Below are 15,873 nucleotides of genomic sequence, written 5' to 3'. Positions count from 1 at the left end.
TTTGTTTTCTTTAGATGTATTTAAGAAGATTTTATTGATTTTTTGTGCTATTGCTGTTCCATCTAGTTTGTTAGCTATATGGTTTGGAGCAGATGCTACGTTTAATGAAAAAATTGTTTTATCTGTTGTATTTTGTTTAGTAATGCCATTATCTATTTTTATATTTTATAAGATTGTTTCATTTTTTTTTAAGAAATCTCATTCTTCAAAGAAATATTAATTTTTTACAATTTAGTTAGGAGGAACTTTTAATTATGGAAGATAGATATATGCCAAATTTATTTATTGGAGAAGATTTATTGCCAATTGGTTCTGTGGTTCTTGTTGAAGGAATTAATCAACCTCTTATGATTTACGGTAGAAAACAGGGACAAGTGAATGAAAATAAAATGTGGGATTACGTGTCTTGTCCATATCCTCATGGGAATTTGTCTAAAGAATACAATGTATTTTTTAATCATAATCAAATTGCTAGTTTATTTTTTAAAGGTTTTGAAACAGTCGAAGAGTTAGAGTTAAGAAATAAACTATCAAAATTTTAGTGAAAAGGTAGATTAATTATATGTTTTCAGGATTTCAATGGTTTCCTAAAAAATGGGGGAAAAGAAAAGTTTCAGAACAGTTTCATCAATCAAAGTTTGCTGATGAAGGTAAAGGTATTTTGATTACTATTTATGCTATAGATTTGTATTTTATATCTATTCCTTTAAAGATAAAAAAATATAATTAGTTTTAATCATAAATATATTCTTTATTTGAAGGTTGGGGGGGAGTACCCCTAAAATTTCAATATATTTTAGGTTCATGAGTACTTACTGGGGATATTATTAGAAATGTGTATTGAATTAAATACAAAGTGTATCTAGTATATTGTCTTTTTCTTCCTTGTTGATACCAATATATTTCAGTGTAATTTATAGAGTGCTATGATTGAGTATTTCTTGTAACATAGCGACATCTTTTGTTTATAGAACCAATAGCCGAAGCTTTTGCGCATGGTGTGAGTCCCAATAGATTCGATACCAGCAAAATCTCCGGCTTTTTGAAATTTTTGATAAGTCTAGATCTTATTAATGGGTTGATCTTCTTTTCGAGAAGGGAATAATATTTCACAGAAGGTGTAAAATGGGATGTTGATTTAGATGGTGATGGTGAAGATGATAGTATTAAGGATATGGTGAAAACGGGTGCGAAAAAAACTTGGTCAACAGTAACGGGGTGGTTTAATTAACATGAAAAAAAATACAGATTTTAATAAAAAAGTTTTTGAATATTATATGGCTCTTTATGCTGTAAATGATATAAGATCAACTATAATTACTCTTGTCATTGGGATAGCAGATATATTTGTGCTTTTACCTGCTTTTGCGAATCCTGTTCAACCGATATATATGTATATAATAGTTCCACCAGTTGCTTTTTTAAATGTATGGGCAATATGGATTGTTATAAATCCTAGGAAGCGGCAATTACAATACACTCTATTTCGTGGGGTATTTGGCATCGTATGTTCAGTAGGATTATTAGTTATAACCCAAAAGTTTGCATATGGAATGTTAGGATTACAAACTCCCATCTATTTTGTTTTTTCGGTTGGTTTGTATATTTTTGCTTTGAATTATTATTATAAAAATCATATTAAAAAACTTCAGGAACCAATCAAAAAATCAAAATCATCGAAAAAAAACTCTGGTTTTGGAGTAGTGGCTTTTGTAGGATTGGGTCAACTCATTGCTAATATCAGTCTTGGTTTTGCAACACAAAAGATGGTAGCAATTGTATTAATGTGTGTATACTCCATGCTTTCGTTTATGTTGTTTCATTTCATTATGGAACTCCATAGGTATTATTATTTAAGGAAGCATATAGAAGGTGGAGGTAGAACACATGAAGCCTTTTAAAGAGGTTTATTGAATGTTAAGTATTGTGATTTATGGAAGGAAACAAAAACTTATGCTTAAAGAACCTGTGATGTATGACTATATTGGCTGTTTTTATCCAGAAGGAGGAAAGCTGATATGCAAGCATTTAAAGTTGGAAAACTAGTCACATTCGTTGCAATTATAATACTTCTTGTAGTTGCTATTTTATCTCCTTACAACTTATTTAAAAAGATTTATTTTATTATTGGTGTTCTTATTATTGGCGCAATTTCACTTGGTGCAAATAAATTCTTTGAACTGGTACACAGTAAATTTAATAAGAAATGATATTACTTATGTGATAGAGGAATTCAAAATATGAATAAATCATTAAGGATTTAGAGGGGAATTTCCACAATATGATTTTACCGGATTACGTGGAACTAAATTAGTCCATCACCATATTGGTGGTGGTCAAGCTGTTGGTGTTCCGCTGCCACTACATCCTGGTTTTGGAGGGATTCATAACGCAGAAAAAGCGATTGGAGCATGGGGGAAAAGATGCAGGATATGTAGAAATGCTTCAGAAATTTATTGAACATCATACATTAGGCGGTAAATAAAAAAATGAAAAATTGTTTTGCTAAAATAATTAGAGAGTGGCAAGATTGTAATAATTCATTGCCAAAATCTTCATGGATAGAAGAAGCAGAGGCTTTTATCTATGAAGGAGAACCAGATATAGAGGGGGACGTATTCTGGAAACCTTTAGAAAAAAATATAATTCATGATTTTTCTAATATAGAAAAAGATTTTGGGATACAATTACATAATTCAATTAAAGAATATTATAATTCTTATTGGTTTTTAAACCTAGGAGGTAATTATTTAGGTTATGATTTTGAATTAAATCCTGTTATACCAGGAATTGAACTGCATGATTTCTAGGTATCTTTACAAAGATACCAAGGCGCACATGATAATCAACTGAATAATATTCCTATTGGTATGGAATTTAATGGTCTCTTGGTAGTTGTAGATAATGAAAATGGACAAGTAAAATTAGAAGATTATGAAAGCGGAAGCTTCGAAGTAATCTGTGATAGTTTAGCAGAATTAATTTTAAATCTTTCATAATCAGGAACCTGGTCGAATACAACTTGTAGATTATCAGATACATCACGATACTGGTCATACAGGTGGATATAAAATTTTGGGAAAAGATAGGGAGTTTTATAATTATGAACAACACTACATGGATTAATGTAAGTGAGAAAAAAGTTACAGATGAACAAATTGAACAATTAGAAGAGTACTTTGGTATTAAATTTCCTAATGATTTTATTGAGTGTGTAAAGAAATATGATGGTGGCTATCCTACTCCAGATACATTCAATATTCCTAATCAGGATGAAGATTCACTTAATAATCTTTTAACCTTAGACTCTGAGAGAAAAATTTCTATGCTGCAAACATATAATAGTATAAAAGATAGATTGGTAGATAAAGTATATCCTTTTGCTAGAGACCCGTTTGGTAACCTTCTATGCTTTGATTACCGAAATAATCCTCAGTCACCAACAGTCGTATTTTGGGACCATGAGGAAGAAGAAATGGAAGAATCAATCTATCCTGTTTGTTCATCTTTTGCAGAATTACTTGATAGCTTATATGAGTTTGAAGACGAGGACGAATAATTAATTATGAGTAACAAAAGTAAGACTTATGTGAATTACGCATAAGTCTTTTTAATATTATCCCCAAGTTAAGAAGATTGAGGGGGAAAATTCTCATGAATCTAGGGGAGCTAGTTTAAAAGAAATTAAAAGACAATTAAATATATCTAGATTTCAACACCCGATTAGTCAAAAAATGGTACCATTAACAGATAGTAATGGTAAAAGGATATTAAATGATAATAAACAGCCTATTATGACTCGAGAATTTACATATGAAGTAAAAGGTCAATCAAGATCATTCAGAGGGTCATAAGTTTGGAGAAGGTGGAGTTGGAGATCAGCCACCGCATCATAATGTAAGACCTGAATACAATACACGAACAGGACAGGTAGATCGTATGGAGGATCATTATTATTTTGAGAAGAGAAATAAAAAATAGGAAGTATAAAAATGATTGATCAATTTAAATTTTTAAATCCACAAGCGTTAATTAGTATTTTTGGGAAAATACCAAAGTTTGAAGAATCAGAGTTATTAGATGTGCGTCTTAAAAGAGATGGTCCTACTTTAGTTATTCAATTGATGACAAAGGAAAATGTTGAAAACAAGCCAAAACGATGGGATAAGTGGGATGTAATTTATGTAGAGATATCTTTCTTTACTATTCATAATTTAACAATAAAAGGTTTAGGGACAGAAAATATAATTGATTATTTTGAAATAAATACGATAGAAGAAGGTTTATTAAGAATTAAGTGTAAGAATCAAATGTTAGTTGAGTGCTCGTTTGAATGGGCGAAGGTAGAAGGAGTAACCCCAGGCTTAATAGGATTACCGTAATTTTGATGGGAAGTAGATAGTTAATTTTTATAATATTCATATTTTAATGTTTTGGGGTTAAATAAGGAATGTATAAAGGACATTTGAAACGTTGATAGTGTTGCAAACATATGAAGCGGAAATTACTAAAATTAAGATACCTAATTATATACCTGTATTAGGTGATTATGATATAAGTTCCAAAGGTGAGATTGTAATAGGTGGGTATGGTTATAGATTCCGCAGGAGTTTCATTTAAATTTGAGAAGGAATCGAGATAATAGAATGCGAAAATTTTCAAAAATATTTATATGTGTTAGTGCGTTAATAATGATTATACTGGGCATGATTGCACATGATACATGGAAGGATAGGATTTATTTTTCTTTAGCTGTACTTTTTGTTACCGTACTTTCTTTACTATGGAATATAGTTGCTCATAATATTATGGATAAATTTAGAAAAAAGGAGAATAAATAGCTATGAAACTTTTACCGATTGGAACAGTAGCAGGGTGGTTTAATTAACATGAAAAAAAATATGGATTTTAATAAGAAAGCTTTTGCACATTATATGGCTCTTTATCCTGTAAATGAAATAAGGGTCCACGTAATTGGTCTTGTCCTTTTGGGGGCAGATGTGTTTGTTCTTTTGCCTGCTTTTGCGAATCCTTTTCGATTACTCTATGTATATATAGTAACTCCTCCAGTTATTTTTTTAAATTTGTGGGCGATATGGATTGCTATCAATCCTCGGAAACGACAATTACAATACACTCTATTTCGAGGAGTATATGGCACCATATGTTCAGTCGGATTATTGGTTATAACTCAAAAATATGCTTATGAAGTGTTACAATTACAAACTCCCATCTATTTTATTCTTTCATTTGGTTTGTATGGTTTTGCTTTGTATCTTTTTTATAAAAATCATATTGAAAAACTTCAGGAACCAAGAAAAGAATCAAAGTCGTCGAAAGGAACTGGTGGTGTAAAAGTAGCAGCTATTGCAGCGGGATCGGGGCAGTTAATTGCTAATATAATTCTTAGCATTGCAACACAACAGATGGGGGCAATTGTATTTATGTGTGCATGCACAGTGATTTCGTTTGTTTTGTTTTATATGATTATAGAACTCCATAAGTATTATTATTTACGGAAGCATATAGAAGATGGAGGGAAAATACGTATAGGATTTTAAAGAGAATTTGTTGAATTTCAAGTATATAATTGCATTCTTCTTATGGAAGCCATTCACGAGACTTATAGCAATAAAAGATGTATAAGTGGAAGATTATATTCTAGTAAAACATCTGAAGGAATGGAAATTAGGTTTGTTCTTATTAATGATAAGATTATAACTGTTTATCCAATGTATTAAAGAATATGAGGTACTCAAAAATGAAAGTAACTACTCAGCCCACAGTTAAAAATGCAAGACAATATAGAGGTAATTGCTAAGAAGCACTCCCCTAAGTTTCAGATGAAATTAAATGATTGAATATTTATATTTAAATAATCGACTATTTATGCTTTAATATTTCTATGTACATAACTGGGATAATTAGGGATTTATATTTAATATGTTTTAAGAAAGGGGAATGTTTTTTTATATGGAAACTCCAGAAAATCAATTTAAACGTGCACTTAATCCTTGGTTCTCCATTTGGACAAAACCACGTGATACAATGAAAGAAATTTTTATATCCAAACCTAAGAATGTGTTTTTACTCATTTTATTAGGCTCATTCGTACAGACTTTAGATCGAGCATCTTCTAAAAATGTGGCGGATTCAATAAGTAGTCCATTTTCAATAATCTCAATAGTTATATTCGGTACCTTCGTTGTTTTCTTAACTTATTATTTTTTGCTACCAGCGTTATTTAATTGGGTGGCAAAAAAACTTGGTGGACAAGGTACCTTTGAAAAAACACGTTACTCAGTTGCCTATTCTTATATCCCTTATGTTTATTCTCTTATACTAGTTTGGGTGCCTTCATTTTTCTTGTTTGGGATAGAAAACTTTACGAGTGAGACACCGAAAATGGATAGTAGCATAACTTTAACGATTTTGTTTATTATTTTTGCCATAATTGATGTAGTTATTGGGATTTGGACTATCATTATTTCCTTAAAATGTTTAGGAGAAGCACACCAATTTTCAGCATGGAAAGCATTATTAACAATAATAGTGTCCTTTATGATTATCATTCTTCCTTTGGTAATAATAGTATTTCTTATAGTAGGGGTTACAATCCTTTAATAATTTATTTGCTTCTTATGAACTTAGAAATTTAATTGAGGTTTGGGGACAAGCACAAAATAAGAGGAAAGAAATATATGCTATTAAAAAAAATCCAGAAGATCCGGTTTATCAGTTCTTAGCAGCAACATTTCATCAAGATACATTTTACGAAGAAGCACTCCAAGAGTTACTTGAAGAAGAAAGTACGGAATATTTACAAGACGCTATTATTTTTCTAACTGAATTTATTCAAAGTGATTATAGTGATAAAGAAAAAAATGAGTACATACAGTTTTCTACAGATGGGATATATTTTGAAGGATTAGAAATAACACCATTAGAATGGCTTGAACAAACAGTTAAAACGCTAAAACAAGCATTAAAAAACACTTAATAAAAAAATTGACCGCCCGTAATAGGCGGTCTTTATGTTGGTTCTGGGCAAGTTATCGGAGGGATTGTAGAAGGATTCAATTCACTAGATGATACAGTAACAAAAGAAAATATTAAGTATGCTATAGGTCATCCCTTAGAGACAGCATATACCATGTATAATACTTTTTCTGATTCATTTGTGAATGATTTTTGGCATGGTGATGCAGAAAGTCGTGCAAAATGGGGAACAAGTACTTTTATGGAAGTTGGGATAGGATGGATTGGGGATAAAGGGATAGGCAGAGTAGGGAAAATAACTACACTCGGTGAAGGCGCGAATCTAGCAAAATTCTCAGAAGGTATCTCTTCCGTTTCGAATCAAATACCATTGAAAGACCAATTTGCTTTTGCTGGTGGAACTACTTTAAAATCCAATATTACAGGTAATACTTTTACACAAGCTAAAGATACTTTTTTATTCTTCGATAAATTCAAAGCACACCCTAATTCTGTTTTCTTGAATAATAAAGCTGTTGAACATCTTTTTCATGGAAACTTTAATAGAAATAGAGAACCTGGTGGGTACCATCATGAGAGTATGATGGGAGGCGGAAAAATAAAACCTGGAACTGAGTCACCACCTAATCGTTTTGGTGTATATACTGCTGAAATCGAAGTTAATGGGGTTCTAAAGGAATCACCATCGACCTTTTTCCAAAAACATTGGGATAGAACTAAAGTAATGGAAGCCATTCATGAGGCTTTTAATAATAAAAGACATCGACATGGCAATGTATATTCTGGTAAGACTTCTGAGGGAATGGAAATTAGATTTGTTCTTATTAATGATAAAATTATAACTGTTTATCCAAAGTACTAAAGATGGTGAGGTACCAAAAATGAAATATGATTATAAAATAACAAAATATGAAGATGTAGATTCTTTAAAAATAGAATTGCCTAAAGAAATAGAAATTGTAGCCACATTTTTAGAAGATGATATCCAAGGGATTCCCATTAAATGGTGGTTACAACAAATCGATGAAGTATTAAACAATATAAAAGAATATAATGAATTTCAAGGTAATCTATGTGCAGTTCAAGTGAAAAAAGAAGAAACTCAGCTAGTCGATTTATATTCTAATCATAATCCTAATATATGTAAAATAGAAACAACTGAACTTAGAGATTTAATTGAGATATGGGGACAAGCACAAAAAAAATGTATAAAAATAACAATTTAAAAAATAATTTTTATAAAAACATTTAAATTAAGACTCTTCTTAAGTGTGGGCTAGATAGCTCACGCTTTTTATTTCGGGTGACTATAACATTTATTTTTAAAATTTATAATCATACTATTTGTTGCGAACAAACTTTCAAAGAATCTATTGGTGCTACAGCTAATTGAAGGCGTATTAACAATTTGAGAGTAGTTATTGATAAGAATGGAAATGTAATAGCTGTGTTCCTAAAGAATAAGAAAAGTTTAACATGAGTTTATTTTTTTTATTCGGGGAATATGGGCGTAATTGGTTATCGAAAAAAAATTCAGGAGAATAAAATTATGAAAAAAATAAACCATGAATTATTTGGTGAAATTGTTCACGATTTATATTGGAGCGGACAACAAAAGATAACTATTTTTGGGCAGGAAAAAATAGTTTCTTTAACTATTGATGGAGAAGAAGATGATTTAATTCCTAAAATTCAAGAAGAAGCATATAGGAAGTTCATTACTGATATAAACAAACTTACAAAAGAAGCTGAACAAGCAATATTTGAGTATTATAAAGAAGAATATATGGAATATAGAGATATGGTAGGTGATGAATCTGCTGAATCTGCTGATAAAATAGCGCCGATTATAACAACTATTCAAAAACTAGGAAAATTGGTGGAACCTGTTGGGTTAATTATATTACCAGATTTTGAAGATGGAATTAGAAGAGTTGGATTAATATTCAATTGTACCTGGGAAGAGGACGGTGTCGGGGTAAAATTTGAAAATGAACAAGTTGTAGAAGTTGGTTATCAAGATATCGTTATTTAAACTTCAAATTAATGTAATACTAAGAATCCTATTAGATAAAGGGGATTCTTAGTATTACTTCACACGTACATAAGCTTTATTTGCTGTTACATAGTATGTTTTTCTGTTGCTATTTTGTACTTAAATATAATCCCAGTTCCAACCTTTACCATCTAACCAGCCAGTAAAGTCATCTGAAAAAGAAAGAAAAGATTGTCCATCTTTTTAATTAGGGGTACAGCCAATGTACTAACATAAAATCCATGCTAAGGATTATTTGTAAAGTAACAATACTGTACATTTTTGTTACTTTGTAATCTGATAATGGAAAAAAATACAGACTTTAATCTAAAATTACATGTATTTCAGCTGAAGCCTAATGAGATGTTTTTTTGATTATTTACCTTCTATTTCCTTGTTTACAACGCGTTGAATGTATACTTTTCTTGCTAACTTTGAGGATATCAGGGGAATTGGGATGAAGTCAATATTTTTACAGATTCGAATGTAAACTAATAATAAAAAGTTTGCTTTCAAATTAGAAAAGGTTAGTCCCTCACTTCACTCCAGCTAAAAACCTCACACCCAAAAACAAAGGGGAACTCAATTGTTCAAACTCATATAAAGTTTCAATCTTGTCTAAGCATCCATTAGGATATACAATTGATCCTCTATTTTTCTTTACATAATCTCCAGATACAGTCCATATCAACTATAGATTCTTGTCTTATGCTAAATGTAATCAAAAAGCAAGTAGATAAAGATAATGACTAAAACATTAACTCTAGATACTTTTTTGATGAATATTAAAAATAAACAGGAGGTAATGAAAAATGATTAAAACGTTATTAGCAGGGGCACTTTTAAGTACAGGATTGGTAGCGGGAGGTGCAGTAGGTGCAGATGATGCGAAAATGGACAATTTAAAGTCAAATGAAAATAGTTCAAATCAAGTGATTACACAGAGTGCAGATGGAACAACGTCTTTCTCACAAAACTTTGATTTACCTAAAGATGCAGTGCCAGCAACTCCTAAAGGAGACGCAAAAACTGTTGAAAGAACAGAAGGTACAGGTTCTCAAGAAGGAAAAATGGTACCAACAAAAGAAGGTACAGATTCTCAACCTGGATTTGAAATGGGAGCCCCTGAAAAACTAGAACATGCAAAAACTGTTGAAAGAACAGAGGGTACAGACTCTCAAGAAGGAAAAATGGTACCAGCAAAAGAAGGAAATTAAATAATATATAGTTATAACGAAGAGCATCCAAAAAGTGATGCTCTTTTTATATTATAGGAATTAACTGGTTTTACTCAATATAGAACTGTAGCGGGAATTCAAGCTAGAATATGGGTTACTGTCTCTTCAAATCATGGTGTTGGAAGCACTAATTTTGGTAGTAACGTTACAACATAAACATTTTATTAGAGATTTTTTAAATTTACATACACTCTAGGTAAACTACATATCAACTTCAGATACTTGTTTTATGATACAAGTAATCAAACAAAAGGAGGGCAATACAAAATGATTACAACAGTATTAACAGGGCACTCTTTTAAGTACAGGAAATTATTAACAGGTGGAGAAAATGTTGAAGATGTACAGACAGATCAACATATTCCATATGAACAAAATGAATTGCAGCAAACTCTAGAAAAGTACGATGCGAAGAAGTTTGAGTTATAAAAAGAAAATAGATAAATATAGTGAAAATAGATAAATTAACAAGAGAAAAGTATTTTGTGTATATAACAGGTGATTTTCATTTGGATATAGGACTTGAATCAAACTTTTATACTAAAATATATATAGCAAAAAGGAGGGAGTACATTGCACAAAATTATTTATGGAATATTAATTTTAATGTATACTTTGTATTCATTTTTTGTAAGTGATGGAAGTGAAGTAAGATTTATTATGGTGTTAACTATAGCACTTATCTTTTCTGTGGTTTTAGAAAAAGGAAATGCAAACAAAACGACTGATTAAGGGTCTTTTTGTTTGCATTTTTTAGTTGGCTATTAAAGTCCAGATGTTTTAGGGATAGCACCAAATCGCCATCACCTTAAGAAAATAGAACCACCCCAGAACGTAAAAATGAGCTTTTTATTACAAGTTAGCACTACATTTCGTTTTTGGGACACTATTAAATTTCTAGTTGATAAAAACACCAGCCTAAAATAGAAAACTTTTAACCTATTATCCTTTATTCCGTAGCTTTTAAGGTATTTAATACGACTTTGGTTGCGTCTGCAATAAGTTTATCATCGTATTTAGCATCCTCTTTATCATGATTAGAAAGTATAGCAAGAACAATCGGTTTTTTATTTGGTGGCCAAATAATTGCGATATCATTTCTTGTTCCGTAAGATCCCGCGCCTGTTTTATCAGCTACTTCCCATCCTTTTGGTACGCCAGCACGAATCAAATTATCTCCAGTTGTATTTCTCTTCATCCAATCTACTAATAGCTCACGTTTTTCTATTGGAAGTGCAGTTCCTAATGTAAATGATTGGAGTGTCTTAGCTATCGCTTCTGGTGTACTGGTATCATGTGTTTCTCCTGGATGCACTTCATTTAATTCAGGTTCAAATCGTTCTGAAGTAGTAACAGTATCTCCCATTTCTCTCAAGATTTTTTCAAATTCAGAGGGACCTCCTAACTGTTTAAGAATTAAATTATGTGCTGTGCTGTCACTATATCGAACTGAAGCATCTGCAAGTTCTTTTAACGTCATTCCTGTATCAACATGCTTTTCAGTAATTGGGTTATAATTAGAAAGATCTTCATGAGTATACGTAATTCTTTGATCAAGAGCTTCTAATGAGTTCTTGCGTAAAAGAGCGCCCGCAGCTAATGATTTAGATGTAGATGCAAACGCAAAACGATCATCTGAATGATAAGCAATCGTTTGATTCGTACCTGTGTCCAGTGCATAAATACCAAGCTTAGCATCATATTCTTTTTCAAGTTTAGCAAAAGATTGATTTCCTGTATTTTCTTGTTTAATTTGATTAGCTTGATTCGTTTGTTTAGGTGGTTCAGATTGAGCATTACTATTGGAACAGCCTATAAGTGATACACATGAAAGTAATACTACAGGTACAATCTTTTTGTAATGTAAAATGTTATGGAACTTGTTTAAAACGAACATAAATTTTCAACCTCTTTCAAGAATATATGGATTTTGTCTAGGTATTCTAAATACCGATGCAATTAAAGATGACATAAGGTAACAATACTACTGCAGCTGAAATTTCACAGGTTAAATGACATCCAAAACGTTTATCCCGCTATTTGCCGGGCAGTAAGACCCCCGCTGATTAAAGTTTCACTTTATATGATTGATAAGTCACAGTTTGCGTTATTTCTTTTTTGTTTCCACTTGTAATGGTTCACCTGTGAAAGTATTACAATACATGTTTTTTACTTTTGGGAATAATAAGTCCTTTCATTTTTTTGTAATACATAAAAATAGATGTCAAACGGGATATGTTGTATCCAATCTGGACAACTCATATTAGAAATACACTTATTAGACACTCTAAGTAATAAATTTGTTCCACTTTAAGATGAGGAAGAATTTGGGGTTTTTAAAATAACAATGGAACTACGTGTTTTTTCGTCATACAAAAACCTCTACATATAAGTAGAGGTTTTTAAATTGCATATTAGTGAATTATGCTTTTTTAGATAAACGAAGATAATAGAATACATAATTTTAACTAGACTTATTATTAACTAATGTATCCCCACCAAGCTCCGCCTCAATCTGCGAAGTCTTCGATGACTCATCCATACGCCAATACGTGATAAAGCTGATTGCGATACATCCGGCTACGTAGAAGTAGAATAGTGATTCCATTCCGATACTCTTTAGCCATAATGCGATGAATTCTGCTGTTCCACCGAATATCGCAACTGTTAACGCATACGGTAAACCTACGCCAAGTGCGCGAATTTCAGTTGGGAAGAGTTCTGCTTTTACAATTGCGTTAATCGATGTGTAACCAGTAACGATAATGAGGCCGACCATCATGAGTAAGAATGCTACCATTGGTTCTGTCGTTTTTTCCATGAAGAAGAAGATTGGTGCTGTTAGTAATGTTCCGAGAATACCGAAAGCCATTAATAGTGGGCGGCGTCCAATTTTATCGGATAGTAGCCCCGCAATTGGCTGAAGTACAACGAAAATAAGTAGTGCGGCAAAGTTAATCCAGCTTACAACTTCTTTCGGAAGACCGACTGTGTTTACCATGAACTTTTGTAAATATGTTGTGTACGTGTAGAATGCGACAGTGCCTCCTAATGTTAGGCCGACTACTGTTAATACTGCTTTCGGGTGTTTCATAAGCGCGCGAACGGTTCCTGCGCTTTCGCGTTTTTGTGATTTTATGTTTGCAAATTGCTCCGATTCATCCATCGTGCGGCGAAGCCATAATACAGCTACTGCGCCCATCGCTCCAATAATGAATGGAATGCGCCAGCCCCAAGCTTTCATATCTGGTTCGCTTAGTAATTGCTGAAGAACAATTTGAACGCCTAACGCAACCATCTGCCCAGCAACGAGCGTGACATACTGGAAACTTGAATAAAAGCCGCGGCGACCACTACTAGCCATTTCAGATAAATATGTGGCAGAAGTTCCGTACTCTCCGCCGAGTGATAATCCTTGTAGTAAACGGGCAAGAACTAAAATAATTGGCGCCATAATACCGATGCTTTCGTAACTAGGGGTACAGGCGATAATTAAAGAACCACCGGCCATAACCGTAATGGAAAGCGTTAATGCTGCCCGGCGTCCGTGCCGATCTGCATAGCGGCCCATTAATAAACTTCCGATAGGGCGCATTAAAAATCCAACTGCGAAAATAGCCGCTGTGTTCAGTAACTGACTCGTTGGATCGCCTTTAGGAAAGAACTCTGCTGAAAAGTAAACAGCGAAAGCAGAGTAAACGTACCAGTCATACCATTCAATTAAATTGCCGACTGAACCTTTGAAAATATTGCCCGCGACTCGTTTTGAGTTTGCTTGAGCCATAATCATTCCTCCTCTTGCTTATAAATAAAAGGTATATATGAAAGCGCGTTCATTGTAGTTGAATTGTACTATCTGTAGAATAAAATCTCAATATTATGACAATTTTATTCTTTTTGTACTTTATGTACATGGAGAGTTTTAATAGTTGCTTCATTATTCGTTTTGTCATAATAATAGAAAAAGGAGATTGATAGTTTAGAATATTTTATCAAAGGATATGAAGCATGAAGAAATCACGCAAAGTGTCATTACAAACGAAAATAGTAAGCCTAATTATCGCGTTAATTTTATTTGTCGTTCTCCTGTTAGCGGGAATATTTGTTTACATTCAGTCCGTTGATACGAAGCGTCAAGTGGAGCAGTTAGCACTGCAAACTGCGAAGTCGCTCTCTTTTATGCCAGCTATAAAAGATGCTTTTCAAAATAATGAGCATAAAAGTACGATCCAATCTATTGCGGAACAAGTTCGTGAGCAAGCTGGTGCAGATTATGTCATTATAGAAGATCGCTTTGGGGTGATGTATTCCCATTCTAATTCGGAGTTAATTGGCACAAAGAGTAACAATCCATATAACTATGAAGTACTCACTTTTGGTGGCTATTATACGCTTGAAGGAAATGGCGAAAGTGGTCCTGCTTTAATGGCGAAAGCACCCATTATTGTTCATAACGGAGACTATGATCAAGTAGTTGGTGTTGTGACAGTAGAGTTTTTAATAAAAGGTATTCAATCTAACATACTGAGCAGAACGAAAGAAATTATACTCTTTTCCTTAGCTGTATTGCTAGCCGGCATTGTTGGTGGCATTCTTTTAGCACGTAGCATTCGGAAAGATACACTCGGTTTAGAGCCGAATGAAATCGCAGCGCTATACCGGGAACGCAGCGCGATATTACTATCTATAAAAGAAGGAATTATTGCTATCGATCAAAACGGTTTTATTACGATGATGAACACGTCGGCAGAAGAAATGTTACATGTAAATGGTGATTATATGCAGCAACAAATTTCGAAGATTTTACCAGAATTTAATATGGAACGAGTGTTAGAAAACGATCAAGAAATCGCGTTTCAAGATAAGGTGTTTATTTTAAATAGGACACCGATACTTGAAAATAATAATACGGTAGGCGTTGTATGTAGTTTTAGAGATAAAACAGAACTGCAAAACTTAGTGAATACAATATCTGAGGTAAGAAAGTATTCCGAGGACTTACGTGCTCAAACGCATGAATTTACAAATAAACTTTTCGTCTTATCAGGATTACTTCAGTTAGGGCACTACAAAGAAGCGATTGAATTTATTCAGCAAGAATCTAATATTCATCAAAGCCAAAATCATATTTTATTCCATCAAATTCACGATGCGAAAGTACAAGCTATTTTATTAGGAAAAATCGGAACAGCGTCTGAGAAGAAAATTGATTTTCATATTGAAGGAGATAGTGCGCTTCATCCGTTACCAGATCATATAAAAGTTTCGCACCTTATTACGATACTTGGAAACATAATCGACAATGCGTTTGATGCGGTGAGTGAGCAAGAGGAAAAGAATGTTTCCTTCTTTGTTACGGATATTGGGCACGACATTGTGTTTGAAGTAATAGATAGTGGAGCAGGGATACCGGCAGAAAAAATTACGACCATTTTTCAAAAAGGATTTTCAACGAAAGGAAATAATCGTGGTTACGGGCTAGCAAATGTAAAAGAAATGGTAGATCTACTAGGGGGAACAATTGAAATTCAAAACGAGAAAAATGGGGGAGCTATTTTTACAATTTACCTTCCGAAAACATTGAGAGAAAGTACATGACAA

At 32.7% G+C, this 15,873-nt stretch carries 18 protein-coding genes and 7 pseudogenes; 22 read left to right on the top strand and 3 right to left on the bottom strand.

Annotated elements, in window-relative coordinates:
• The first annotated feature begins 1 nt into the window (after position 1).
• From JDS81_RS10040 to JDS81_RS10030, 3 genes are read left to right on the top strand one after another with little or no spacing between them, the layout of a single operon-like run.
• On the top strand, positions 2-220 hold the full coding sequence (locus JDS81_RS10040) for a hypothetical protein (RefSeq protein ID WP_076876522.1): 219 nt from the start codon (positions 2-4) through the stop codon (positions 218-220).
• Positions 221-254: 34 nt separating this feature from the next.
• Complete coding sequence (locus JDS81_RS10035) at positions 255-542, top strand: DUF4176 domain-containing protein (RefSeq protein ID WP_097953091.1); 288 nt, start codon at positions 255-257, stop codon at positions 540-542.
• Between the two features lie 20 nt (positions 543-562).
• Positions 563-730: a hypothetical protein gene (locus JDS81_RS10030; protein ID WP_176549960.1), complete on the top strand. Its 168-nt coding sequence runs from the start codon at positions 563-565 to the stop codon at positions 728-730.
• Positions 731-845: 115 nt separating this feature from the next.
• Here JDS81_RS10030 and JDS81_RS30355 read toward each other — a convergent pair.
• Positions 846-1,105, bottom strand: a pseudogene (locus JDS81_RS30355) (tyrosine-type recombinase/integrase); the annotation flags it as partial.
• 127 nt (positions 1,106-1,232) lie between these two features.
• Between JDS81_RS30355 and JDS81_RS10025 the strand changes: the two are divergent.
• The 18 genes and pseudogenes from JDS81_RS10025 (at position 1,233) to JDS81_RS09945 (ending at position 11,004) form a co-directional block, all read left to right on the top strand.
• Positions 1,233-1,901 carry a hypothetical protein gene (locus JDS81_RS10025; RefSeq protein ID WP_199688509.1) on the top strand — a complete coding sequence of 223 codons (669 nt, stop codon included), beginning with the start codon at positions 1,233-1,235 and terminating at the stop codon, positions 1,899-1,901.
• Between the two features lie 22 nt (positions 1,902-1,923).
• Positions 1,924-2,007, top strand: a pseudogene (locus tag JDS81_RS10020) (DUF4176 domain-containing protein); the annotation flags it as partial.
• An 11-nt stretch (positions 2,008-2,018) separates the two neighbouring features.
• Positions 2,019-2,210, top strand: a complete 192-nt coding sequence (locus tag JDS81_RS10015; protein ID WP_001147553.1) for a hypothetical protein — start codon at positions 2,019-2,021, stop codon at positions 2,208-2,210.
• A 109-nt stretch (positions 2,211-2,319) separates the two neighbouring features.
• Positions 2,320-2,460: pseudogene (locus JDS81_RS30350) on the top strand (hypothetical protein); the annotation flags it as partial.
• Between the two features lie 29 nt (positions 2,461-2,489).
• Positions 2,490-2,999, top strand: a pseudogene (locus JDS81_RS10005) (SecY-interacting protein Syd).
• Positions 2,995-3,126 (top strand): annotated as a pseudogene (locus JDS81_RS10000) (HNH endonuclease); the annotation flags it as partial. The pseudogenes JDS81_RS10005 and JDS81_RS10000, both read left to right, overlap by 5 nt.
• Positions 3,104-3,559 (top strand): SMI1/KNR4 family protein, encoded by a 456-nt coding sequence (locus tag JDS81_RS09995; RefSeq protein ID WP_097953092.1) that lies wholly within the window; start codon positions 3,104-3,106, stop codon positions 3,557-3,559. The pseudogene JDS81_RS10000 and the gene JDS81_RS09995, both read left to right, overlap by 23 nt.
• A 332-nt stretch (positions 3,560-3,891) precedes the next feature.
• A pseudogene (locus JDS81_RS30345) lies at positions 3,892-3,981 on the top strand (HNH/endonuclease VII fold putative polymorphic toxin); the annotation flags it as partial.
• Positions 3,982-3,992: 11 nt separating this feature from the next.
• Positions 3,993-4,382, top strand: a complete 390-nt coding sequence (locus tag JDS81_RS09985; RefSeq protein WP_000566917.1) for an immunity 50 family protein — start codon at positions 3,993-3,995, stop codon at positions 4,380-4,382.
• A gap of 507 nt (positions 4,383-4,889) precedes the next feature.
• Entirely contained in the window at positions 4,890-5,561 is a 672-nt protein-coding gene (locus JDS81_RS09980; protein ID WP_097953094.1) for a hypothetical protein, read from the top strand.
• 412 nt (positions 5,562-5,973) lie between these two features.
• Positions 5,974-6,624, top strand: a complete 651-nt coding sequence (locus tag JDS81_RS09975) for a Yip1 family protein (RefSeq protein WP_097953095.1) — start codon at positions 5,974-5,976, stop codon at positions 6,622-6,624.
• 82 nt (positions 6,625-6,706) lie between these two features.
• Positions 6,707-7,000, top strand: a complete 294-nt coding sequence (locus JDS81_RS30340) for a contact-dependent growth inhibition system immunity protein (RefSeq protein ID WP_071710791.1) — start codon at positions 6,707-6,709, stop codon at positions 6,998-7,000.
• Positions 7,001-7,027: 27 nt separating this feature from the next.
• Positions 7,028-7,861: pseudogene (locus JDS81_RS09970) on the top strand (EndoU domain-containing protein); the annotation flags it as partial.
• Positions 7,862-7,880: 19 nt separating this feature from the next.
• Entirely contained in the window at positions 7,881-8,225 is a 345-nt protein-coding gene (locus tag JDS81_RS09965) for a hypothetical protein (protein WP_097953097.1), read from the top strand.
• 323 nt (positions 8,226-8,548) lie between these two features.
• Positions 8,549-9,034 carry a DUF6985 domain-containing protein gene (locus tag JDS81_RS09960; RefSeq protein ID WP_097953098.1) on the top strand — a complete coding sequence of 162 codons (486 nt, stop codon included), beginning with the start codon at positions 8,549-8,551 and terminating at the stop codon, positions 9,032-9,034.
• An 812-nt stretch (positions 9,035-9,846) separates the two neighbouring features.
• Entirely contained in the window at positions 9,847-10,251 is a 405-nt protein-coding gene (locus JDS81_RS09955; protein ID WP_000598095.1) for a hypothetical protein, read from the top strand.
• A gap of 288 nt (positions 10,252-10,539) precedes the next feature.
• A complete protein-coding gene (locus JDS81_RS09950) occupies positions 10,540-10,701 on the top strand; it encodes a hypothetical protein (protein WP_176548845.1) in 162 nt (53 codons plus the stop codon).
• Positions 10,702-10,845: 144 nt separating this feature from the next.
• Positions 10,846-11,004, top strand: coding sequence for a hypothetical protein (locus JDS81_RS09945; protein ID WP_176548846.1), 159 nt, complete (start codon positions 10,846-10,848; stop codon positions 11,002-11,004).
• Positions 11,005-11,221: 217 nt separating this feature from the next.
• Here JDS81_RS09945 and blaIII read toward each other — a convergent pair whose 3' ends face one another.
• Positions 11,222-12,169, bottom strand: coding sequence for a class A beta-lactamase BlaIII (gene blaIII, locus JDS81_RS09940; RefSeq protein WP_097953099.1), 948 nt, complete (start codon positions 12,167-12,169; stop codon positions 11,222-11,224).
• 567 nt (positions 12,170-12,736) lie between these two features.
• Entirely contained in the window at positions 12,737-14,056 is a 1,320-nt protein-coding gene (locus tag JDS81_RS09935) for an MFS transporter (protein ID WP_097953100.1), read from the bottom strand.
• 224 nt (positions 14,057-14,280) lie between these two features.
• Between JDS81_RS09935 and JDS81_RS09930 the strand changes: the two genes are divergently transcribed.
• Positions 14,281-15,870, top strand: a complete 1,590-nt coding sequence (locus JDS81_RS09930) for an ATP-binding protein (protein WP_097953101.1) — start codon at positions 14,281-14,283, stop codon at positions 15,868-15,870.
• Positions 15,871-15,873: the final 3 nt, after the last annotated feature.

The sequence above is a fragment of the Bacillus cereus group sp. N31 genome (genome assembly GCF_016483245.1).
Lineage (GTDB): Bacteria > Bacillota > Bacilli > Bacillales > Bacillaceae_G > Bacillus_A > Bacillus_A toyonensis.
Note: the sequence above shows the minus strand (reverse complement) of the source record. Positions and strands in the feature narration are given on the sequence as shown.